Raw genomic sequence first — 19,498 nt, 5'->3', positions numbered from 1 at the left:
CGCCCTTCAGTTCGATCCCAGCGCATCCTTGAACGCGCTGCTTTGTACCGTGATATAGGCATCTTCGCCGCCTGTCACATCCCGCGAGATGAAAAACACCGCCAAACCCAGCTGATCGGCCAGTTTCAGCCCCCGCTCCTGCCCCAGCGCCAGCATCGCAGTGGCCCAGGCATCGGCCATCATCGCATTTTCGGCCAGAACCGTGACCGAGGTCGTCCGATGCGTGATCGGACGTCCGGTGGTCGGGTCGATGATGTGCGAATACCGCACCCCGTCCTGTTCGAAGAAGTTCTTGTAATCGCCCGAAGTCGCCATGCCGCGGTTGTCCAACGGCACGATGAACTGGATGGTCTGCGACCCGGTTTCGGGTTTTTCGATGCCGATGCGCCAGGCCTCGCCCTTGTCGTTCTGACCGCGGGCCACCAGGTCGCCGCCGATCTCGACCATGTAGCTCTCGATGCCGGCTTCTTGCAGCGTCTCGGCCACGGCGTCGATCCCGTAGCCCTTGGCGATGGCCGACAGGTTGATCCCCACGCCCGGCAGCGCCTTGGCCAGCGCCCCGGCCTGCGCATCCAGCGTCAGCAGGCGGGCCTGCCCCACCTGTTCCAGCGCCGCCGCGATCTCGGCATCCGACGGAACCGGGTCTTCGGGCTTGCGCGGGCCGAAGCCCCACAGCTCGATCAACGGGCCGAGGGTCACGTCGAAAACGCCGCCGCTTTGCTCGTGCACCTGGTTGGCCGCCGCGATCACATAGGCGAATTCCTGTGACACCGGCATCGGGTCGGTGCTGGCCGAGGCGGAAAAGACCGAGACTTCGGAATTCGGGTCCCAGTTGGACATCTTGGCATTTACCTGCGCCAGCGTTTCCTCCACGGAGGCGGACAGAGCAGCCTCGTCCAGATCCTCGCCGATTGCGGTGATGTGATATGTCGTGCCCATGGTTTCGCCGGACAGACGGACGATCTCGGGCTCCTCGTCGAACAGACAGCCAGAAACAACAAGCGGCAGGGCCAGAGCAAGCAGTCGGCGCATGGGGCGATCTCCTGGAAATGTGTTGCCCGGCATATGCCAGCGGCCCCACCCAGAGTCAAACCTGCGTCAGGGCGCCAGCGGCAGGAAGCCAAGGACCAGCAGCCCGACCGCAGCGGGCACTCCAAACAGCCACGCACGTTTCTGCCAACCCGGGGGCTGTTCTTTCCACAGTTTGCGGAAATTATGCCCGCAGATCACGACCAGAAGGAAGATCAGGGCGGCAACCGCAGGAGAGAGATGGAGTTGGGTCACGGGGTCCGGTTTTTCCTTGCGACCCGGCGCGGTTGCACCGGTTTTTGAATTTGCACCCTATACAGGTTTCTCTGCTGCGATAAGGTGGTGAGGACAGCCTGTAGCGTTGAAGGAGGAGACCGCCCATGGCCCCAAGCTCTTACCAGCCCCCGACACGTGGCGACAAGGCCGGGTCAAGCACTTACAGCCAATCCGCCGAGTCGAATTTGTCACATACTCAGACCACTGTCGCCAAATTGCTGGAAGGAAAAGGTGATGCGGTGTTTTCGGTTCGGCCGAATGACACCATCCATTCGGTGGTCGAAATTTTAAAGGAGAAACGCATCGGGGCGGTTGTCGTCACCGATCAGAACGGCGCATTGCAGGGGATCCTGTCCGAGCGGGATATCGTTCGCCGCATGGCGGATACTCCGGGTCAGACGCTGCCACAATCGGTCGAGGCGTTGATGACCCGCGATGTGCGGACCTGCACACCGGACGACCTGCTGATGGATGTGCTGAAGACGATGACCGAGGGGCGATTCCGCCACATGCCGGTTCTGCGCGACGGCAAGCTTTGCGGCATGATCACCATCGGAGATGTCGTGCATTTCCGGCTGAAAGAGCTGGAATACGAAGCCCTGCGCATGAAGCAGATGATCGTCGGCTAGATAGTCGCACGTTGTAGTAACGGGCATATGCCCCATAGGACTGACCGCCTGCCTTGGTCTGCTTTCGGGCAGACCCCAGGTCCGAGATGACCAGCACGGTGACCTGCAAGTTCACGCTGGAAAACTCGCGCAGCGCTTGTGCCAACTGGGCGCGGGACGTGGTGGCCGGTGCAACCGACAGAAGGATCGCGTCACAGGCCTGCCCGATTACCCGGGCGTCAGGAACGGCCAGTATCGGTGGGCTGCCGATCAGAGTATTGTCGTAGTCTGCCTTCATTCTCTGCATGAGGTCATGAAAGCGAGAAGACGAAAAATATCCGCGGCGCTGCGTGTGCTGCGCTCGCCCATCAGAACATTGACCGACAACCGGGTGTCGGTACGTAGAAGGTTGCCCAAGGGTGTCCCTCCGGTCAGCGCTGTGACCAGCCCACCGTTCGGGTTGTCTGGAAAATACTACCTGAAAGACAGGCTCCGGATGTCGGCTTCGACCAGCAGAACAGATCGACCGAGCCCCGCCATGCTTTGCGCAAGGGCTATCGACATCGTGGTCTTACCCTCATCCGGTACCGACGAGGTGCACAGAATGACCTGCGGTGGAGCGTCCGCATATGGCGACAGCAGCGACGTTCGCAGGATTCTGGCCGTCTCCAAGAGCGGTGACGTCGGATTTGTGGATAGGTACCCGACCAACTGACTGCGCTGGCGGCCAGCTCCAGATTGGCTCCAGTCGGAACCGTGGATTGCCGGATTTGCCGGAAAAGAACGATGCCCAGCCCCAAAGCCGCCCCGGCGATCACCCCAAGAAACATGATCAGACCAGAACGCGGTGCAACTTGTTTACCCGGAGTGGCCGCCGAGATTATGCGGCTGTCTGGCGTTTGTGCGCCCTGTTGGACGGCGGCTTCCTCCAGTCTGGAAATAAAGGTTTCGTGCAGCAACCGGGTTACACGGGCGTCGCGCTCGAACTGGCGCAGTTCGGCTGTCACACTGGCATTCTGGGCGATCAATTCTGAAACACGTTCGGCGAGAGCTATCCTTGCTGCTGCGTCCCTCGTGGCAACCTGCCTTGAAAGGCTGGTGGGAAGGCGACCATGAATGACTTCCTGAACCTCGCCTTTGAAGGGTTCGGGGTCCAAGTCAACAAGTGTCTGGTCCAGTTGGTCAAGCTCTTGAAGACGGCTTTGCAGATTGGCCAACCTTGTTCGGGTTTCGAAAAGGTGCGCGGCCAGTGCTTCGGGGCTGGCGCCCGCAGGACCTTGATGGCGTCCTCCTGCCGGGCGATTTCCTGCTCCAGCCCGGCCAACCGGTCCGACAAACATGAAACAGTTTCGGTCAGCCCTTCGGCTTTTGCATTGATTTGATCCCGAACAAAAACCTGGGCCAAGGTATCCGCAATCTCAGCCGACTTCTGAGGGCGGTTGGTTGTTGCGCCGATCCGGATGACATCTGAATTCCGGACGTTTTCGATAGATACCACCTGTGTGACGTTTTCCGCGACAATGCCCAGGGCTTCGCTATCCGACCGGTTCGCCGGATTTTGCCAAAATACGGTCCAACGCGATGCGAGGATGGCTGGATTGAACTATGGATCATCCTGGAGGTTTAGCTCCAGCGCCGGGCTATGCATCAAACGAGCAGAGCCAAGGATTTCGACTTGGGTATTGATGGCGGAGATGTCGACACCTAGCCCGTCATGGCTTGCGACGGCACGTCGGAATAGCCCGCAGAGCGTGTCAGAACCAACGTCGTTTCGGACCGGAAGCGGGGTTCTATCGCAAAGGGCGAGATCCCCAATCCCAGCAAAAGACCGAGACCCGCGCAGCCGGCGATTGTGTATCTGTCCGGCCATCACAGCCGGGCAAAGGCCAGCAGAACCAAACCGTCCACGGTTTTCTCGCTCCTGTTCGCGCCATGAGGTTTTTCGTCGGTCATGTTAGGCCTTTGCAAGTGCTTGTGTTCTGTCACCGTTTCTTGGCGTCAATTGCCCTTGAACTCTGCAATCGCCTGCAGCGTCCGCCAAATAATCCAAAATTCGAATGCAAGGCTCGGATTATTGATGTAGTAGTGGTCGGTCCAAAATTTTTCCGAATATCTTCAAGACTTTGTGCGTGCCCGACTTCGGTCTGGGCATAGCCGCTGATTCCGGGGCGGACGCCAAGCCGGGCGCGGTAACCGGGCCATAGGGGCCCCCTGATCTTACCGTGACCGGGCTTCATTGAACGGAATTTGTAGGCGACAAACGCTCTTCCTCCTCTGCCCATGCGGATCTGGCAGAACAACAGGGGCCCTCGGTTTAGAATGTGGTTCATGACGAGCAACAGGACTGCGCAAACCGCCAGGAGTGGCAACAGGGCCAGAGAAACAGCAACATCCATGAAGCGTTTGGTGATACTGAATGTCAGACCTACGCGCGGCGCGGCAAAACCGGAAAAAGCTGCCTGGGAACCAACAATATCGATGCTCATCCATCCCACCCTGAGCGTCTGATATCGCGTAGGCTCAGCGAGAGTTTCGCTGCGGAATGGTAAATACCGAGCTAATGTTAATAGAGTATTTAGAGATCATCATTTGACCATGGCCATCATGCCCGACCGGCGGTGTCCGAGGCTTCATTGCCGGGGCCGGTTGATACGAAATTGACGATGCCCGGGCTGATGTCTGCCGCCGTGAGCCGACCGGTCGCAAACGCGCCGGTATCGATCGAAATCACCCGCCCACTGACTTTTGGATCTGGGACGATGGTATGCCCGTGCACGACCCATTGGCCATCCAATCGAGCGGTGGGCGGGAAATTGGGGTGCCCCCACAAACAGACATGGCGCGGTTGGTCATCGATTGGCAGAGCCGGATCAAGGGCCGCGTGGACGATCGAGACATTCCCGCTTGACCAGGTCAGTGGCCGGTTCTCGAGCCAAGTCAGAACCGGGTCGCCGATCACAGACCGCAACTGATGCGAGATTTGGACAGCATCTTCGCCCAGTGTCGCTTCGGTTATTCCCGTCAGGCCGAACGACGCGAGTGTCTGAAGCCCACCGTTTCCCAGCCACAAGCGACTGGTCCGCTTGGGTTCCTCGATAAATCGAAGCAGCATCTCTTCATGATTGCCCAGCAGACAAATCACTTCACGCTCGCCGTTTTCCGAAAGATGCCGCAGGTGATGCAAAACCTGAGCACTGTAATCTCCACGGTCGACATAGTCCCCAACAAATACCAGAGGAATGTCCGGATCGAGACGGGTCAGCAGTTGCTGCAACAGGTCCAGTCGCCCGTGTATGTCACCAACGACATAGAACCGCTGATCGGGTGCCAGGGTCTCCAGCGGCGATTCCTGCTCAGGCTCGTCCGTGCCTCGCCTGAGTTTTTTGATCCACGATCCTATCATCAGACCTGTTCCCTATCGCGTTGTGGCCCAGGCAGCAATGGCGGACAGGGCCGGCTGACGCGACCGCCGTAGTTGTGAACAACAGGTTATTGAGGCGGGCGCGCAACGCAAGGGGCCTCGGCATCAGAGTGGCCCCCGACAAACAACAGGAGCTTTCCATGCCTTCGATGACTTACAAACCGGCTGCGCAGTGGTCTGTTGAAAACCGCCACGATGCGGCCGCGGACCAGGATATTCTTCTCAGCAACGTGGGTGGTGCATAGACCCGGTTTGAAATCATCGCTGACGATGCCATCCCTGAATTGGAGGCGGCTTTAGGTCACACGGTTCAACCGGGGCGGTCTTTTGCGATGCAGATGAAAGCAGGCGAGCGTCTATGGCTGGTCGGTGACGATGCCCAGCCAACTGTTTTGGTTGGATAAGCCATGAAACCAGGAGGACGTTTCAAAGGAGGCAGGTTTGACTTCAACGGTCGAAGGCAGTCTTTACCCAACCCTTGGGGCCCCTACATAGCTGGCGATCTTGTACCAGATGTGGTCTCGGATTTCCGGACCAATCTGCATCGCGGGTTGAACGGCCAAGCGGTTGCGTTCGCGGACTTGTTTGATTTTTTGCGCTCCACCGTCGGTACTTGCACCAATTCGTCCGGTGTGGTGTCGACCGCGGCTATTGGAAAGCCGCGGTACGACTACGTGTTCGAGGATGGGTAATGGCTCAGCCGAGGGCTGTTGATCGAGGCCCACGCAAGGACAAACCTGCTGCGTTGGTCAAGTGATTTTGGCAATTCCGCCTGGTCCCGCACACGGTCGAGCATTACACCGAACGCGGGTTTCAGTACGGATGGGTCAATGTCCGCAACGCGCGTGACCAGCAGCGCCTCGACATACGACGGCGCTGTTCGGCAGTCCGTGAGCTACACTTCGGGCGACACCCTGACGTTTTCGATTTACGCCAAGGCCGGAGACCGGCCTATGTTTTCTTACGTGAACGAACGCGCGGATCATTTAAGGATACCTATTTCGATCTGACGAACGGGGTAACCGGCACGGTGAATTCTGTGCATACCGCGCAGATCCAGAATGCTGGAAACGGTTGGTATCGCTGCGCGATCACCGTAGTAGCGACCCAGTCGGCAGGTACGGACTTCGAGATTTACAGCTCTGAGGACTACTACGATACCAGCTCGACCTAACCGGTATACGTGCTGATCTGGGGCGCACAGTTTGAGAAAGGTCACGGCCCCTCGTCATAAATCGCGACACAGGATACCCCAGTCCAGCGGGCGGGTGATGTTCTATCCATGTTTTGAGGCCATCTTTCAGATCCCAGTGCATCCGTCGTCGTGTCCCTCACTCTGTCAGGGAATCTGCAGATTGTTCAGGGGACAGGACCAGTCTCATTCCTTCACTGGACCGATCCATCAGGCGACCGCATCGAGTTGCACGTCGAGGCTGACACGGTCGCGACGGGGCATCTGGTGGTCGAACAAACCGCCAGTGGAACAGCCACTTCGGTGGCTTCCGGTATCGGCGTCATTGTTGCGGGTCGAGACCAGCCTGTTTTGATTGCGTCCCGCCACGCGCCAACTGAATGCGGCATTGCTGTATCAGGGTCCTTGCCCAAAAACGCGCCGGTCCAAGGGGTGCCGCAGCTGGCGAACGGTTTCTTGCTCATCGGGGCTGGAATGCTCGGACATATCGCCAACATCCGGATGTGGTGCGCGGATGTCGGAGCCGCCGGACTGAGCGAAGCAGCCGGTTGATCAATTCATACGGGCACGGCTGGGGTCACCTTGTGTACCGCAGATCTGGGCACGGCGGTTCGGACCTCCCGACCCATGATTTGAATCAGCAGGTGTATGCGCCCCTGAGTGTCCATTTCCGCGATCCGGCTTAGAATGCCCGAGAACGGCCCGTGCGAAATCCGAACCGCATCACCCTGCTTGAGGGACGGATCCGGGTGCAGCAAGCCGGTTCCGTCGCATCGGCGGAACAACTCGGCCATAAATGCGCGCGGCAAGGCCTGTGGCGCGGCGGCTGGTCCGGTCACCAGCCGAGTCACGCCGCGGGTGCTGTTGATGGCCTCCCATCCAGGCTCGGCCGGATTGAATCGGACAAAGACATAGCCGGGGAACAATTGCCGCGCCTCGGTCCGCAAGCGCCCACGGTTTCTGCGCGTTTCGAGCCTTTCGGGGTTGAAGGTTTCAAATCCTTGTCGGGCAAGGTTGCGTTCGGCAATCAGCTTCATGTTCGGGCGCAATTGCGCAGCAAACCAGCTGTCGGGGCAACGGGCAATGTTCTGAAGGTCTGTCGAAATCGAAGTAGTCACGGTTTCAGCCTCGCGTTTTCTGAAAAATGACAATTTATCAGACCGTTAATCTTTCTCGACACACCTTTGCAGTCAGGTGGAAATGATTGTTTGGGAAGTCGACATGAAGGCGGGAAATTCACGGATTCTGCTGAGCAAGGTGTTGCAGGCCGGTGCACTGGCCATCGCGCTGATCGCGTTTCCACTAGCCTCAGTCCCTGTTCGGGCGGGTCTGCATGTTCTTGTCGCAAGGAATGATATCGGCGGTCGCATTGAGCGCCGCGCGGAATAGCTGGATCACCTGCGCGCGCGCGGCGACCGGGTGGAAATTCGAGGGCATTATTGCCTGTCGGCCTGCACCATGTATCTGGGGGCCGAGGACGTCTGTATCGAGCCTGACAACGTCTATGGATTTCATTGCCCCAGCTTTTGGGGCTTGGCCTTGAATGACGCCAGTTTCGACTACTGGAGCCGAGTTGTAGCCAGTTATTACCCGGACGGGTTGAGGCAATGGTACATGCAGGTCGCGCGCCATCGGGTAAATGGGCACTACCGCGTATCCGGGCGCGAACTAATCGGATTGGGCATTCAGCAGTGCTCTGATTGATGTCCGGCATCAATTGCGCCCCGTGCTGCTGGTCGATGTGGGAGTAGTTGAACCGGACGCGATCGCTGCCACCGCCGCCCCCAGACCCAGCGCTGGTGCCAACAAGCCGAAAAGGTTCGTCGCCGCAGGTGTGACTTGCGGAACCTCCGGGTTGGCTTCCGCCCTGCTTGTCCTGTCGCATCTGACTCTAAGACTGCCATCGCGCATCCACCGCGCTCGGACCACGTTGCGCTATCCAAAGCCTTGAATGGAGACCGCGGACTCCATCGCCGACTGATCCTGCGCCATTGCCGGCCAAGGGACCACCGCGGTCCAAACACCAACAAGAACGGTCCACTGCTTCACTGATCTGCCCTACGTAATCTCCTCGGAGACTGAGCGGAAATGGTTAACAAACCGTTATTCGCCGCACCTAAGATGAAGATCCGATCTCGGTCTTGTGGTTGTCATTTCGTCAAAAAAACTGATGCCGTGCCCTCCGTTTTTTTGAGCAACAACATTTGCGATTGAAAATCGATCACTCATCTGAGAGATGTGGTGCATGAGTTGCGCTCGCGTGAAGATTGACCAGAGTCTCTTCCGATGCGGTAGCTATTGCCAAACAAAAACCATTGCAGAATGCGGGCTGCCGCGGTCGTGCGGAACAGTCACGCAGAGATCTTGACCGGAATGCAGTTGCGCGCGGCGCGTGGTGCACTGAATTGGTCCGTTCGGGAATTGGCCGAGCGGTCCGGTGTGGGTGCTGCCACCATCACTCGGTACGAAAAGGTGAACGGGGTACCTCGGTCGCGGAAGGGGAACCTGGGCAAATTGAGGCGAGCCTTTGAAGCCAGCGGTGTCCGTTTTGTCAGCGACAGACGGTCCTCCTTTGGGTTGTTGTTCGACATTCGTTTGCCCGATGCCTGACATCCGGTCGAACATATGAGGATTTCCATTGTTACGGCTGTATTGAACCGGGCTGACACGCTCACCCAAGCGCTGACATCCGTTGACGAGCAAAGCCATTCGCAGATCGAGCATCTGGAACAGGATGGAGGCTCGATAGACGGGACGCTTGAAGTGCTCCTCAATTGGCAGGGCGAGCGCCCATTGAACTGGCATTCTGCGCCGGATCAGGGTTTGTACGACGCCTTGAACCGAGGGATCGGGCGTTGTCGGGGCGATGTCATCGAATGCTGCATTCCGACGATGTCTTTGCAGATGCCGATGTGGTGGAGGATGTGGCGCGCGCCTCCGCGTGTGAAGGCTCCACCTTTCCACCTGGGAACGGGTGATGTGGTGGCGATTATACGCTCCGCACGGGTTGCCGGACTGGCTGGCGCGGGCGCTCAGTGGGAAACCTTTACGGTGCGCGATGACGGCGCGATCTCGATCCTCGACGCAGTTCGGGTTCAAGTCGCCGGCAGGACGATAAGTGAGGCGGATGCGGCTGTGTTCGACGCGCTGGCCAGACGCCAACGCGACCGGGTCGTGTCGCTGGAGGTGGTGGCGTAAAACTCGAAACACGTCGCGGTAGGCGGGCTGGTTGCAACGCCGGTCGTGGTCCCGCTGACCGGCGCTCCATTGACACTCGGTCAGGCGATTGCCGCGGCCGGACGCCTGACGAACTGGGTACGATCCGCATCTACCGCAGTGGGGACTTGTATCAGATTCCGTTGCGCGACTATCAGGCCCGACCGGAGTTCCGGCAACTGGTCCTTTTGAATGGAGACGCGGTGTTTGCCGATACCAGTTATGACCTAGACCGGGCTCTTGCGTTTTATCGTGATCAGATCGACGTCATCAGCCTAAACCGGGAGGCTCGGGGGCCGCCTTGGCCGAACTTGAGCAAGAGGTCGGTTTGCGCCGCGCCGAACTGACGGAGACACGCAAAATTTCACGGTTCGCAGCCAACTGGGCGCCGAACAGCGCGACTATGTCTGTCTAGCGGGGAGAGTTCCGCAAGAACGCTCGTGTTCCCCTGCCCTACGGCCAGCACCTGAGCCTGGCCGGTGCTTTGTTCGGCGAAGGCGGTTATAGCACCAGAACGGCGGACGCGTCGCAAATCTATGTTCTTCGTGCCCCTCCCAAGCCTGAGGAATTCGGTGCGGTCACTGCCTGGTACCTGGATGCGCGCAATCCTGCGGCATTGTCGATCGCGGCCCGTATGGAACTGCGCCCCAACGATATTGTCCTCATCCAGGAACAGCCGATCACGACCTGGGGTCGGGCGCTGGATCAATTCCTGCCCTCGCGGGTCAATGCGGGGCTGGACGCGGCAAATGGTTGACGCGCCCCGCCCTGCATCGGATATGAGGCCCCACCGACCGATAATCCCCTTGACCTTGGCGGGTCGAAAGGGTCCCTGATGGTCGGGATTATTGATTTGCGTTCGAGGGTTTCATGCAACGGGTATTGATTACGGGCACTGCGGGCTTCATCGGGTTCCACCTGGCCAAGCTGCTGTTGTCCGAAGGGTTTCAGGTCCATGGCTATGACGGGATGACGGATTACTACGACGTCACTCTCAAACAGCGCCGCCATCAGATGCTGTTGCAGACGCCCGGCTTCTCAGCAACCGAGGATCTGTTGGAAAACCACGAACGTCTCATGCAGGTTGCCGACGAATTCCAGCCCGAGGTTATCGTTCACCTCGCCGCTCAGGCGGGTGTGCGTTACAGCCTTGAACACCCGCGCAGCTATATCGATTCAAACGTTGTGGGTACGTTCAACGTGATGGAGGTGGCCCGTCAGCACAAGGTCGGGCACCTGCTCATGGCATCTACCTCTTCGGTTTATGGGGCAAACGAAGACATGCCCTTTACCGAGGTGGAAAAGGCCGACACCCAATTGACGATCTATTCTGCCACCAAAAAGGCGAACGAAGCGATGGGACATTCCTATGCCCATCTCTGGGATCTGCCCACGACCATGTTCCGGTTCTTCACCGTATACGGCACCTGGGGCCGTCCAGACCTGGCCCTGTACAAGTTTGTCGATGCAATTCTGGATGGGCGCCCGATCGACATCTACAATCACGGCGAAATGTATCGCGACTTCACCAATGTAAACGACTTGGTGCGCGGGATCCGGTTGTTGATCGATGCGGTCCCCGCCCGTCCGGACAGCCCCGAGGATATCGAGAAGGGTGACAGCCTGTCGCCGGTCGCGCCCTATCGTGTGGTCAACATCGGGAATGGTGACAAGGTGCGTCTCATGGATTTCGTCGAAGCAATCGAGGAAGCCGTGGGCAAGAAGGCGATCCGGAATTACATGCCCATGCAGATGGGTGATGTTCCGGCGACATGGGCCAATACCGACCTACTGCAACGCCTGACCGGGTATCGTCCGCAGACCGATTTCAAGGATGGAATCGCTCAGTTTGTCGAATGGTTCCGCGAATACCACGGCAAATGATCTAGTGACCCGGACCTGACGTATGCTTGAAACGAACCCCAATTCCCGTCGGATCGCCGTGATCGGTCTGGGCTATGTCGGCCTGCCGTTGGCCGCTGCCTTTGGCAAGATCGGACCGGTTCTGGGCTTTGACATCAATCCCACGCGCATCGACGAGCTGCGCCAGGGCAATGACGCCACGCATGAGGTCAGCGAAGACGAGCTGTCCGCCGCCGGGGGTCTTAGGTTTACCACTGACCCCGCTGATCTGGCGGACTGTGACACGTATATCGTGACGGTGCCCACACCGATCACAGCACAAAAACAGCCAGACCTTGCACCGTTGCTGCGCGCCTCAGAAACGGTTGGACGGGTGTTGAAGCCTGGTGATCTGGTTATCTATGAATCAACCGTCTACCCCGGCGCGACCGAGGAAGACTGCGTTCCGATCCTTGAGGGGGAGTCCGGCTTGCGTTTCAACGTGGGTTTCTTTGTCGGGTACAGTCCTGAAAGGATCAATCCCGGCGACAAGGCGCATCGCATCGCCGATATCTGCAAGGTCACGTCGGGATCGACGCCTAAGGCCGCCGATCTGGTGGACGCGCTTTATGCGCGGATCATCACGGCGGGGACGCACAAGGCCGAAAGCATCCGCGTGGCCGAGGCTGCAAAGGTGATCGAGAACACACAGCGCGATCTGAATATCGCCCTGGTGAACGAACTTGCCATGATCTTCGGCCGCCTCGGCATCGACACTGATGCGGTGCTGCGGGCGGCGGGCACCAAATGGAATTTCCTGCCCTTCCGCCCTGGCCTTGTCGGTGGGCATTGCATCGGGGTCGACCCCTACTACCTGACCCACAAGGCCGAGGCCGTTGGCCATCATCCTCAGGTCATTCTGGCGGGGCGGCGCCTGAACGATGGAATGGGCGCATATGTAGTGTCCCAGTTGGTCAAGCGGATGATCCGCGAGCGGATCGAGATGACGGACGCCCGGGTCTTGGTCATGGGGCTGACCTTCAAGGAAAACTGCCCTGATCTGCGAAACACCCGGGTCGTGGACATCGTTCACGAGTTGCAGAGCTATGGGGTGACCGTGGACGTTCATGATCCCCATGCCGACCCACAAGCCGCACGTGACGAATATGGGATCGACCTGCTGGAGCACCCCAAGCCCGGCACCTATGACGGTATCGTCCTTGCGGTTGCCCATGATGCATTTCTTGCGATGGATCCAGCCGAAATCCGAGCGTTCGGAAAGGCCCGGAATGTCCTGTTCGACGTCAAATCCTGCCTGCCGCGCAGCGCCAGTGATCTGAGGCTCTGACCTGCGCCAGCACACTGACTTGAGAGCCACTCTCTGACTGTGAAACCTCTGTCCGCAAGGTCCGAGGCCCTGTGGGTTGCCGCCGGCCAATTCAGCCTTCTGACTGGCGGGCTGGCGCTTGGTCCGCTGTGCTGCGCGTCCTTGCTGTTGTGTCCGCGCTGAATGGCGCAGCGACCACCGCGCTGATTGCGATGGGGAATGCAGCACGTTCTCGTCGGGTGGGGTCAGGGCCGGGGCCTATTTCCTGTTGCGAAACGTGATTTGGCTCGGATTTTTGGATAGCCGCCAAGGGCGGCGGTTTCACCGGCTGCAGGGTCTTTGGTACAGTCGTCGTGTCAACCGGACGTTGGCGTTTGTAGAACGCTGCATGCGGAGCAACCGCGTTGAACCACCAACGGCAATACGCAGCGTTTTGGGTCTTGATGCTACAAAAATGAAACCGGCGCAATTTTGCGCCGGTTTTTTCTTAGCCACCAAAGTCGTCCAGCATGATGTCTTCGCGATCAACACCCAGATCCAGCAGCATGTTGATGACCGACTGGTTCATGATTGGCGGACCGCACATGTAGAATTCGCAGTCTTCGGGTGCCGGGTGGTTCTTGAGGTATTCCTCGAACAGAACGTTGTGGATGAACCCTGTGTAGCCATCCCAATCGTCGCCCGGTTGCGGGTCGGACAAAGCAACGTGCCACTCGAAATTTTCGTTTTCGGCGGCCAGCTGGTCGAAATCTTCAACGTAGAACATCTCGCGGCGCGAACGGGCACCGTACCAGAAGGTGATCTTGCGTTTCGTGTTCAGACGCTTGAGCTGGTCGAAGATGTGGCTGCGCATCGGGGCCATGCCTGCGCCGCCACCGACGAACACCATCTCCTTGTCGGTCTCGCGTGCGAAGAATTCCCCGAACGGACCCGAGATCGTAACCTTGTCGCCCGGCTTCAGGTTGAAAATGTAGGACGACATCTGCCCGGGCGGAATGCCTTCAGACCCCGGCGGGGGCGAGGCGATCCGTACGTTGAGCATGATGATGCCTTTTTCGTTGGGGTAGTTGGCCATCGAATAGGCGCGCTCGATCGGTTCGGTAACCGTGGATTTGTACTGCCACAGATTGAACTTGTCCCAATCCTCACGGTATTCCTCGGCGACGTCGAAATCGCTGTAGTCGACCTTGTGCGCCGGGGCGGCGATCTGGATGTACCCGCCCGCGCGGAAATTCACATCCTCGCCTTCGGGAAGTTCCAGCACCAGTTCCTTGATGAAGGTCGCAACGTTGTCGTTCGACCGGACGGTGCATTCCCATTTCTTGACGCCAAAGACTTCTTCGGGAACTTCGATCTTCATGTCCTGCTTGACGGCCACCTGGCACGACAGACGGTCACCGCAGGTGGCCTCGCGCTTGGTGATGTGGCTTTCTTCGGTTGGCAGGATCGACCCGCCGCCCTCCAGCACTCGCACCCGGCACTGCGCGCAGGTACCGCCGCCGCCGCAAGCCGACGGAACGAACAGCTTTTCGGCTGCCAGCGTCTGCAGCAGCTTGCCGCCGGCAGGAACCGAGATGGTTTTCTCACCGTTGATGGTGATGTTGACGTTGCCCGATGAAACCAGCCGAGACCGGGCCGCCATGATAAGCGCCACCAGGGCCAGAACGATCAGGGTGAAAAGGACAACGCCGAGCGAGAAAGTTTCCATGCCCCTGCCCCTTTACAGTTTGACGCCTGAGAAGGACATGAAGGCCATCGCCATCAGACCTGCGGTGATGAAGGTGATGCCGAGGCCCTGCAGTCCGTCCGGGATGTCGGAATATTTCAGTTTTTCGCGCACGCCCGCCATGGCGGTGATCGCCAGCGCCCAACCAAAGCCCGAGGACAGGCCATAGGTTGCGGCCTCGGCAAAGTTGTAGTCGCGTTCGACCATGAACAGCGAGCCGCCCAGGATGGCGCAGTTCACCGTGATCAGCGGCAGGAAGATACCCAGCGCGTTGTAGAGCGGCGGGAAATACTTGTCCAAAACCATCTCGAGGATCTGCACCATCGCGGCGATAACGCCGATGTATGAAATCAGGCCGAGAAAGGTCAGGTCCACATCCGGGAACCCGGCCCACGCCAGTGCACCCGGCTTGAGCAGATAGCTCAGCAACAGGTTGTTGGCCGGAACGGTGATGGCCTGCACGACCATGACCGAGATCCCGAGCCCCAGCGCCGTCGAGATTTTTTTCGACACGGCGATGAAGGTACACATGCCCAGGAAAAAGCTGAGCGCGAGGTTTTCGACGAAGATGGCCTTTACGGCCAGTGAGATGAGACCTTCCATCAGTGCGCCTCTACCTGCTGGATCTTGTATTCACGTTCCTCGACCTGGTTCGGCTTCCACGTGCGGAAGGCCCAGATGATCAGGCCGATGATGAAAAAGGCCGACGGCGGCAGCAGCAGCAAGCCGTTGGGCACGTACCAGCCGCCGTTGTTCACGGTTTCCAGAATGGTCACCCCGAACAGAGAGCCCGAGCCGAACAGCTCGCGGATGACGCCGACCAGCATCAGGATCAGGCCATAACCCATGCCGTTGCCCAAGCCGTCGATGAAGGACGCCACGGGCGGGTTCTTCATGGCAAAAGCCTCGGCCCGGCCCATCACGATGCAGTTGGTGATGATGAGGCCCACGAAAACCGACAGCGTCTTCGAGATCTCGAAGGCATAGGCCTTGAGGATCTGGTCGACCAGGATCACCAGAGACGCGATGATGACCATCTGTACGATGATCCGGATCGAGCCAGGGATCTGGTTGCGCAGGCATGAGATGAAGAAGGACGAAAACGCCGTCACGAACATCACCGCCAGCGACATCACGAAGGCCACCTGCAGCGACGAAGTTACCGCCAGCGCCGAGCAGATGCCCAGCACCTGCAACGTGATCGGGTTGTTGTCGACAAGCGGGTCGACCAGCAGATCTTTCTTGGTCTGTGACATCAGATCTCTCCTGCTTGCAGCTTGGCCAGGAACGGAGCATAGCCCGCGTCTCCCATCCAGAATTTCACCAGGTTGTCGACGCCGACCGTCGTCAGGGTCGCGCCGGCCAGCGCATCGATATAGAAGTCAGGCCCTGCGGCGGGCATCGTTTTGGCGACCGTGATCTGCAGATCACCCGCATCGTCACGCAGCTTCTTGCCGCTCCAGAGGGCTTTCCAGCGCGGGTTGTCCACCTCGGCCCCCAGGCCCGGCGTTTCGCCGTGCTGGTAGAATTGCAGCCCGAAGATGTCGTTGCCATTCGCTTCGAGCGCGATGAAGCCATAGAGCGTGGACCACAGCCCATAGCCGTGGACCGGCAGGATCACCTTGTCCAACGCGCCGTTTTCGTCGCGCAGCAGGTAGATCACGCGGTATTTTGCCTTGCGGCCGATGCCGGCAGGGTCGTCGGCAAGCGGCTCGCTCAACTCGGGGACACTGGCGGCGGCAACGTCGTCGAACGTGGCCGGGTCGAACTGGTCGTCGACGAATTCACCCGTAGCCAGTTCCAGCACGTGCGGTTCGAATGCGGCAAAAGCCTCGGCCACGTCGATGCCCGGCTCATAGACCCCCGCGACCTGCAGAACGTTAATCTGCTTGTCCTTGAGCTTGTTGGCCTCTTGCACCGGGCGCAGGCTGACCGCCGCTGCCGACACGATCATCGAAGCAACCAGACACACGGCAACCGCGATGAAGATCGTCTTGCCAACCGAGTCCGGCGAGGCCGCCAGGAACCTGGCGATGGCGCCTTTGGGTTCAGGGGATTGCGTATCAGACATGGCGACGCGCCCTCCGTTTGATGTTTGCCTGAACGACGAAATGGTCGATCAGCGGCGCAAAGACGTTGCCGAACAGGATGGCCAGCATCATGCCTTCGGGGAAGGCCGGGTTCACCACCCGGATCATCACGACCATCACCCCGATCAGCGCGCCGTAGATATAGCGGCCCATATTGGTGTGGCTGGCCGAGACCGGCTCGGTCACCATGAAGGCCAGACCGAACGCATAACCGCCCAGCACGACGTGCCAGTACCATGGCATCGCGAACATCGGGTTCGTATCCGATCCGATCAGGTTCAGCAGCAGGGTAAAGCCGATGGTTCCCGCCAGACAGCCCACGATCAGGCGGTAGTTGGCAATCTTGGTCATCAGCAGGAAGGCGAGCCCGACCATGCATGCCAGGGTCGATGTCTCACCAAAGCTGCCTTGGATCGAGCCGAAGAAGGCGTTCCACCATGTGATGCCCTCGGCCGCCAGCGCCTGATAGCCGTCAGCGGCCGAAACGGCCAGCGCGGTCGCGCCGGAAAAGCCATCGACCGGGGTCCAGACCGCGTCACCCGACATGGATGCGGGATAGGCGAAATACAGAAAGGCCCGCCCCACCAGCGCGGGGTTGAGGAAGTTCTTGCCGGTGCCACCGAACACTTCTTTGCCGATGACCACACCAAAGATGATCCCCAGCGCCACCTGCCACAACGGCGCGGTGGCCGGCATGATCAACGTGTACAGCATCGAGGTGACAAGAAAGCCCTCGTTCACTTCATGCCCGCGCACGGTGGCGAAAATCACCTCGAAGGTGCCGCCCGCGACCAGCGTGACTATGTAGATCGGCAGGAAATACATCAGCCCGTGCATCACGTTGGCAAAGATGCTGGACGGGTCCAGAGAAATGCCCAAGGCCTGCAGGACTGCGATGCGCCAACCGGTTGCCGACTCCGGGCCCAGAGTCGCGATGGCCGAGTTGGCCTGGAACCCGGTATTGTACATGCCCCACAGGATGCAGGGGATGGTGGCGATCACGACATAGGTCATGATCCGCTTCATATCCACGTAGGATCGCGCGTGCGGCGCCACGGATGTTACGGTTTTCGGAGTGTAGATGAAACTTTCCACCATCTCGTAGATGGGGAAGAACTTCTCGTACTTGCCGCCCTTGGTGAAGTTCGGCTCGATCCGGTCAAAGAAGCTGCGCAAACCCATGTGGATCAGCCCTCCTTTTCAATCTTGGTCAGGCAGTCGCGCAGCGCCAGCCCGTATTCATACTTGGCCGGACAGGCAAAGCCCACAAGGCCCAAATCCTCTTCATCCAGCTCCAGCGCGCCCAGGGCCTGCGCCGTGTCGGTATCCATCACCAACAGCGCCCGCAGCAGTTGCGTCGGCAGGTAATCCTGCGGCATGAGCTCTTCGAAGGTACCGGTGGGCACCATGGCGCGGCGGCCACCGTTCAGGTTCGACGTGAAGGCGAACAGCTTTTTGGCAAAGGCCGAACCCAGAACCGGCTGCACCGCGTATTTCGACGGCATCGGACGGATCCAGCCCATCGGGATCTGGTCGTGATCCTCGCGGATGATGCAGATCTGGTGCGCGAAGCGTCCCAGATAAGCGAACGGCCCGGTGGCGTGACGCCCCGACAGGACCGAGCCTGAAATGACGCGGGCCTCGCCGTCGACATTGATCTCGTCGCGGGTCAGATCCTCGGTCGAGGCCCCCATGACGGTGCGGATCAGACGCGGCTGACGCGCGCCAGGGCCGGTCAGGGCCACCACAACGTTCGGGTCCAGATGGCCCGACTGCAGCAGCCGCCCGATGGCGATCACGTCCTGATAGCCGATGGTCCAGACGGTTTTCGCGGCGGTCACGGGTTCGAGGAAATGGATATGCGTCCCGGCCAGGCCCGCCGGATGGGGGCCGCTGAAGGCCGCAGCCTCGACGCCCGGCAGATCGGCGCCGGGGATCGTGTCGCCATCCTTCTGGCACAGATAGGTCTTGCCTTCGGTCAGCTTGGCCACGGCGGCCAGACCGGCGGCAAAGGCCTCGGCCGCGTCATTGATGATCAGCGCGGCATCGGCAGCCAGCGGCTCGCTGTCCATGGCGGTGACGAAAATCGCGGCGGGCGCGGTGCCCGGCTGCGGCATCTTGGAATAGGGCCGTGTGCGGAACGCGGTCCACAGGCCGGCGGCGCACAGCTTGGCGGTGAGGCCCTGTGCGGTCTCGGCATCGCCCACGCCCGAGAAATCGACGCCGGGGTCGTTGGGGTCCGACACTTCGATGACGACGCTCTGCAACACGCGCCGCGCGCCGCGGTTGATGGCCACGACCTTGCCGGTCAGCGGCGCAACCATCATCGCCTCGGGCGCGTCCTTGTGGCAGAACAGCGGCGTGCCGCGCTGGACGGTGTCCCCTTCCTGCACCAGCATCCGTGGTTTGAGCCCGATATAGTCTCCACCCAGCACGCCCACCGAAGAATATGCTGGCCCAGGCTGAATGACCTGTTCAGGCGATCCCTCGATCGGAAGGTCCAGTCCCTTTTTCAGTTTGAAAGTTTGCATGTCGCTACGTTCTTCCAAGCCTTTTTCTTGCGCCCGTCATACAGCGCCCTTTGTTTTGGGCACTGAATAGCGCGGAGTCCCGTCAAGCCCGTCGTAAAAACGATGAGGACCAGCCGAAATCCGCGGGCGTCGCTCTGATTACGGCCCCTTTACGCGGCGAAGCGGCCAAACGCAAACCTGTTACCGCCCAAATCGCGCGCCGTGTAGCTATTTTTACCCGAAACCACGGGCGGAGTACCA

General features: G+C 59.6%; 21 protein-coding genes and 1 pseudogene. 10 read left to right on the top strand and 12 right to left on the bottom strand.

Annotation, left to right across the window (positions count from 1 at the left end; all coding sequences use genetic code 11):
• Positions 1–6: 6 nt before the first annotated feature.
• Both ACR0MM_RS14240 and ACR0MM_RS14235 read right to left on the bottom strand, forming a co-directional pair.
• Positions 7–1,032: an FAD:protein FMN transferase gene (locus ACR0MM_RS14240; protein ID WP_170359443.1), complete on the bottom strand. Its 1,026-nt coding sequence runs from the start codon at positions 1,030–1,032 to the stop codon at positions 7–9.
• Between the two features lie 66 nt (positions 1,033–1,098).
• On the bottom strand, positions 1,099–1,284 hold the full coding sequence (locus tag ACR0MM_RS14235; protein WP_170439636.1) for a hypothetical protein: 186 nt from the start codon (positions 1,282–1,284) through the stop codon (positions 1,099–1,101).
• 125 nt (positions 1,285–1,409) lie between these two features.
• Between ACR0MM_RS14235 and ACR0MM_RS14230 the strand changes: the two genes are divergently transcribed.
• Both ACR0MM_RS14230 and ACR0MM_RS14225 read left to right on the top strand, forming a co-directional pair.
• Positions 1,410–1,934 (top strand): CBS domain-containing protein, encoded by a 525-nt coding sequence (locus ACR0MM_RS14230; protein WP_093963355.1) that lies wholly within the window; start codon positions 1,410–1,412, stop codon positions 1,932–1,934.
• Between the two features lie 86 nt (positions 1,935–2,020).
• The gene (locus ACR0MM_RS14225; RefSeq protein ID WP_480696885.1) at positions 2,021–2,200 is read left to right on the top strand and encodes a hypothetical protein; all 180 of its coding nucleotides are present in this window, start codon (positions 2,021–2,023) and stop codon (positions 2,198–2,200) included.
• Between the two features lie 267 nt (positions 2,201–2,467).
• Here the strand turns inward: ACR0MM_RS14225 and ACR0MM_RS14220 are convergent, their stop codons facing one another.
• The 3 genes from ACR0MM_RS14220 to ACR0MM_RS14210 all read right to left on the bottom strand — a co-directional run bounded on the left by ACR0MM_RS14220 (position 2,468) and on the right by ACR0MM_RS14210 (position 5,316).
• Positions 2,468–3,253: a GNVR domain-containing protein gene (locus tag ACR0MM_RS14220; RefSeq protein ID WP_480696883.1), complete on the bottom strand. Its 786-nt coding sequence runs from the start codon at positions 3,251–3,253 to the stop codon at positions 2,468–2,470.
• A 642-nt stretch (positions 3,254–3,895) separates the two neighbouring features.
• Positions 3,896–4,399: a sugar transferase gene (locus tag ACR0MM_RS14215; protein ID WP_480696881.1), complete on the bottom strand. Its 504-nt coding sequence runs from the start codon at positions 4,397–4,399 to the stop codon at positions 3,896–3,898.
• Between the two features lie 116 nt (positions 4,400–4,515).
• Positions 4,516–5,316: a metallophosphoesterase family protein gene (locus tag ACR0MM_RS14210; RefSeq protein ID WP_480696879.1), complete on the bottom strand. Its 801-nt coding sequence runs from the start codon at positions 5,314–5,316 to the stop codon at positions 4,516–4,518.
• Positions 5,317–6,044: 728 nt separating this feature from the next.
• On the opposite strand from ACR0MM_RS14210, the pseudogene ACR0MM_RS14205 reads away from it, so the two are divergent.
• Both ACR0MM_RS14205 and ACR0MM_RS14200 read left to right on the top strand, forming a co-directional pair.
• Positions 6,045–6,508 (top strand): annotated as a pseudogene (locus tag ACR0MM_RS14205) (phage head spike fiber domain-containing protein).
• A gap of 150 nt (positions 6,509–6,658) precedes the next feature.
• Positions 6,659–7,078, top strand: coding sequence for a hypothetical protein (locus tag ACR0MM_RS14200; protein ID WP_480696877.1), 420 nt, complete (start codon positions 6,659–6,661; stop codon positions 7,076–7,078).
• Positions 7,079–7,083: 5 nt separating this feature from the next.
• Here the strand turns inward: ACR0MM_RS14200 and nusG are convergent, their stop codons facing one another.
• Positions 7,084–7,644 carry a transcription termination/antitermination protein NusG gene (gene nusG / locus ACR0MM_RS14195; protein WP_480696875.1) on the bottom strand — a complete coding sequence of 187 codons (561 nt, stop codon included), beginning with the start codon at positions 7,642–7,644 and terminating at the stop codon, positions 7,084–7,086.
• A 301-nt stretch (positions 7,645–7,945) separates the two neighbouring features.
• On the opposite strand from nusG, the gene ACR0MM_RS14190 reads away from it, so the two are divergent.
• The 6 genes from ACR0MM_RS14190 (at position 7,946) to tviB (ending at position 12,932) form a co-directional block, all read left to right on the top strand.
• Positions 7,946–8,230, top strand: coding sequence for a hypothetical protein (locus tag ACR0MM_RS14190; protein ID WP_480696873.1), 285 nt, complete (start codon positions 7,946–7,948; stop codon positions 8,228–8,230).
• Positions 8,231–8,848: 618 nt separating this feature from the next.
• Complete coding sequence (locus ACR0MM_RS14185) at positions 8,849–9,136, top strand: helix-turn-helix domain-containing protein (RefSeq protein WP_480696871.1); 288 nt, start codon at positions 8,849–8,851, stop codon at positions 9,134–9,136.
• A 15-nt stretch (positions 9,137–9,151) separates the two neighbouring features.
• Positions 9,152–9,724, top strand: coding sequence for a glycosyltransferase (locus ACR0MM_RS14180; RefSeq protein ID WP_480696869.1), 573 nt, complete (start codon positions 9,152–9,154; stop codon positions 9,722–9,724).
• Positions 9,725–10,226: 502 nt separating this feature from the next.
• Positions 10,227–10,499 carry a hypothetical protein gene (locus ACR0MM_RS14175; protein WP_480696867.1) on the top strand — a complete coding sequence of 91 codons (273 nt, stop codon included), beginning with the start codon at positions 10,227–10,229 and terminating at the stop codon, positions 10,497–10,499.
• Between the two features lie 113 nt (positions 10,500–10,612).
• Complete coding sequence (locus ACR0MM_RS14170; RefSeq protein WP_170372559.1) at positions 10,613–11,626, top strand: GDP-mannose 4,6-dehydratase; 1,014 nt, start codon at positions 10,613–10,615, stop codon at positions 11,624–11,626.
• A gap of 22 nt (positions 11,627–11,648) precedes the next feature.
• On the top strand, positions 11,649–12,932 hold the full coding sequence (tviB, locus tag ACR0MM_RS14165) for a Vi polysaccharide biosynthesis UDP-N-acetylglucosamine C-6 dehydrogenase TviB (protein ID WP_480696865.1): 1,284 nt from the start codon (positions 11,649–11,651) through the stop codon (positions 12,930–12,932).
• Between the two features lie 466 nt (positions 12,933–13,398).
• Here tviB and nqrF read toward each other — a convergent pair whose 3' ends face one another.
• Genes nqrF through ACR0MM_RS14135 form a run of 6 tightly spaced genes read right to left on the bottom strand, consistent with a single transcriptional unit; the run spans position 13,399 to position 19,258 of the window.
• Positions 13,399–14,619, bottom strand: a complete 1,221-nt coding sequence (gene nqrF, locus ACR0MM_RS14160; protein WP_170341483.1) for an NADH:ubiquinone reductase (Na(+)-transporting) subunit F — start codon at positions 14,617–14,619, stop codon at positions 13,399–13,401.
• A gap of 12 nt (positions 14,620–14,631) precedes the next feature.
• Positions 14,632–15,240 (bottom strand): NADH:ubiquinone reductase (Na(+)-transporting) subunit E, encoded by a 609-nt coding sequence (gene nqrE / locus ACR0MM_RS14155; RefSeq protein ID WP_480692487.1) that lies wholly within the window; start codon positions 15,238–15,240, stop codon positions 14,632–14,634.
• Complete coding sequence (locus tag ACR0MM_RS14150; protein WP_170341481.1) at positions 15,240–15,893, bottom strand: NADH:ubiquinone reductase (Na(+)-transporting) subunit D; 654 nt, start codon at positions 15,891–15,893, stop codon at positions 15,240–15,242. Before ACR0MM_RS14150 ends, nqrE begins: the two co-directional genes overlap by 1 nt.
• Positions 15,893–16,708, bottom strand: a complete 816-nt coding sequence (locus ACR0MM_RS14145) for a Na(+)-translocating NADH-quinone reductase subunit C (protein WP_170593377.1) — start codon at positions 16,706–16,708, stop codon at positions 15,893–15,895. The genes ACR0MM_RS14150 and ACR0MM_RS14145 overlap by 1 nt, the downstream gene beginning before the upstream one ends.
• Complete coding sequence (locus tag ACR0MM_RS14140) at positions 16,701–17,909, bottom strand: NADH:ubiquinone reductase (Na(+)-transporting) subunit B (RefSeq protein ID WP_170365861.1); 1,209 nt, start codon at positions 17,907–17,909, stop codon at positions 16,701–16,703. Before ACR0MM_RS14140 ends, ACR0MM_RS14145 begins: the two co-directional genes overlap by 8 nt.
• 5 nt (positions 17,910–17,914) lie before the next feature.
• On the bottom strand, positions 17,915–19,258 hold the full coding sequence (locus tag ACR0MM_RS14135; RefSeq protein ID WP_480696863.1) for a Na(+)-translocating NADH-quinone reductase subunit A: 1,344 nt from the start codon (positions 19,256–19,258) through the stop codon (positions 17,915–17,917).
• Positions 19,259–19,498 lie beyond the last annotated feature (240 nt).

This window comes from Ruegeria sp. BC6, from assembly GCF_056539185.1.
Note: the sequence above shows the minus strand (reverse complement) of the source record. Positions and strands in the feature narration are given on the sequence as shown.

Excerpts from the sequence above, each read along its gene's own strand:
- ACR0MM_RS14185 (WP_480696871.1), top strand. The coding sequence starts at position 8,849 with ATGCGGGCTGCCGCGGTCGTGCGGAACAGTCACGCAGAGATCTTGACC.
- nqrF (WP_170341483.1), bottom strand. The coding sequence starts at position 14,619 with ATGGAAACTTTCTCGCTCGGCGTTGTCCTTTTCACCCTGATCGTTCTG.
- ACR0MM_RS14230 (WP_093963355.1), top strand. The coding sequence starts at position 1,410 with ATGGCCCCAAGCTCTTACCAGCCCCCGACACGTGGCGACAAGGCCGGG.
- ACR0MM_RS14170 (WP_170372559.1), top strand. The coding sequence starts at position 10,613 with ATGCAACGGGTATTGATTACGGGCACTGCGGGCTTCATCGGGTTCCAC.
- ACR0MM_RS14140 (WP_170365861.1), bottom strand. The coding sequence starts at position 17,909 with ATGGGTTTGCGCAGCTTCTTTGACCGGATCGAGCCGAACTTCACCAAG.
- ACR0MM_RS14210 (WP_480696879.1), bottom strand. The coding sequence starts at position 5,316 with ATGATAGGATCGTGGATCAAAAAACTCAGGCGAGGCACGGACGAGCCT.
- ACR0MM_RS14180 (WP_480696869.1), top strand. The coding sequence starts at position 9,152 with ATGAGGATTTCCATTGTTACGGCTGTATTGAACCGGGCTGACACGCTC.
- ACR0MM_RS14225 (WP_480696885.1), top strand. The coding sequence starts at position 2,021 with ATGACCAGCACGGTGACCTGCAAGTTCACGCTGGAAAACTCGCGCAGC.
- ACR0MM_RS14145 (WP_170593377.1), bottom strand. The coding sequence starts at position 16,708 with ATGTCTGATACGCAATCCCCTGAACCCAAAGGCGCCATCGCCAGGTTC.
- nqrE (WP_480692487.1), bottom strand. The coding sequence starts at position 15,240 with ATGGAAGGTCTCATCTCACTGGCCGTAAAGGCCATCTTCGTCGAAAAC.
- ACR0MM_RS14150 (WP_170341481.1), bottom strand. The coding sequence starts at position 15,893 with ATGTCACAGACCAAGAAAGATCTGCTGGTCGACCCGCTTGTCGACAAC.
- ACR0MM_RS14135 (WP_480696863.1), bottom strand. The coding sequence starts at position 19,258 with ATGCAAACTTTCAAACTGAAAAAGGGACTGGACCTTCCGATCGAGGGA.
- ACR0MM_RS14240 (WP_170359443.1), bottom strand. The coding sequence starts at position 1,032 with ATGCGCCGACTGCTTGCTCTGGCCCTGCCGCTTGTTGTTTCTGGCTGT.
- ACR0MM_RS14215 (WP_480696881.1), bottom strand. The coding sequence starts at position 4,399 with ATGAGCATCGATATTGTTGGTTCCCAGGCAGCTTTTTCCGGTTTTGCC.
- ACR0MM_RS14220 (WP_480696883.1), bottom strand. The coding sequence starts at position 3,253 with ATGTTTGTCGGACCGGTTGGCCGGGCTGGAGCAGGAAATCGCCCGGCA.
- tviB (WP_480696865.1), top strand. The coding sequence starts at position 11,649 with ATGCTTGAAACGAACCCCAATTCCCGTCGGATCGCCGTGATCGGTCTG.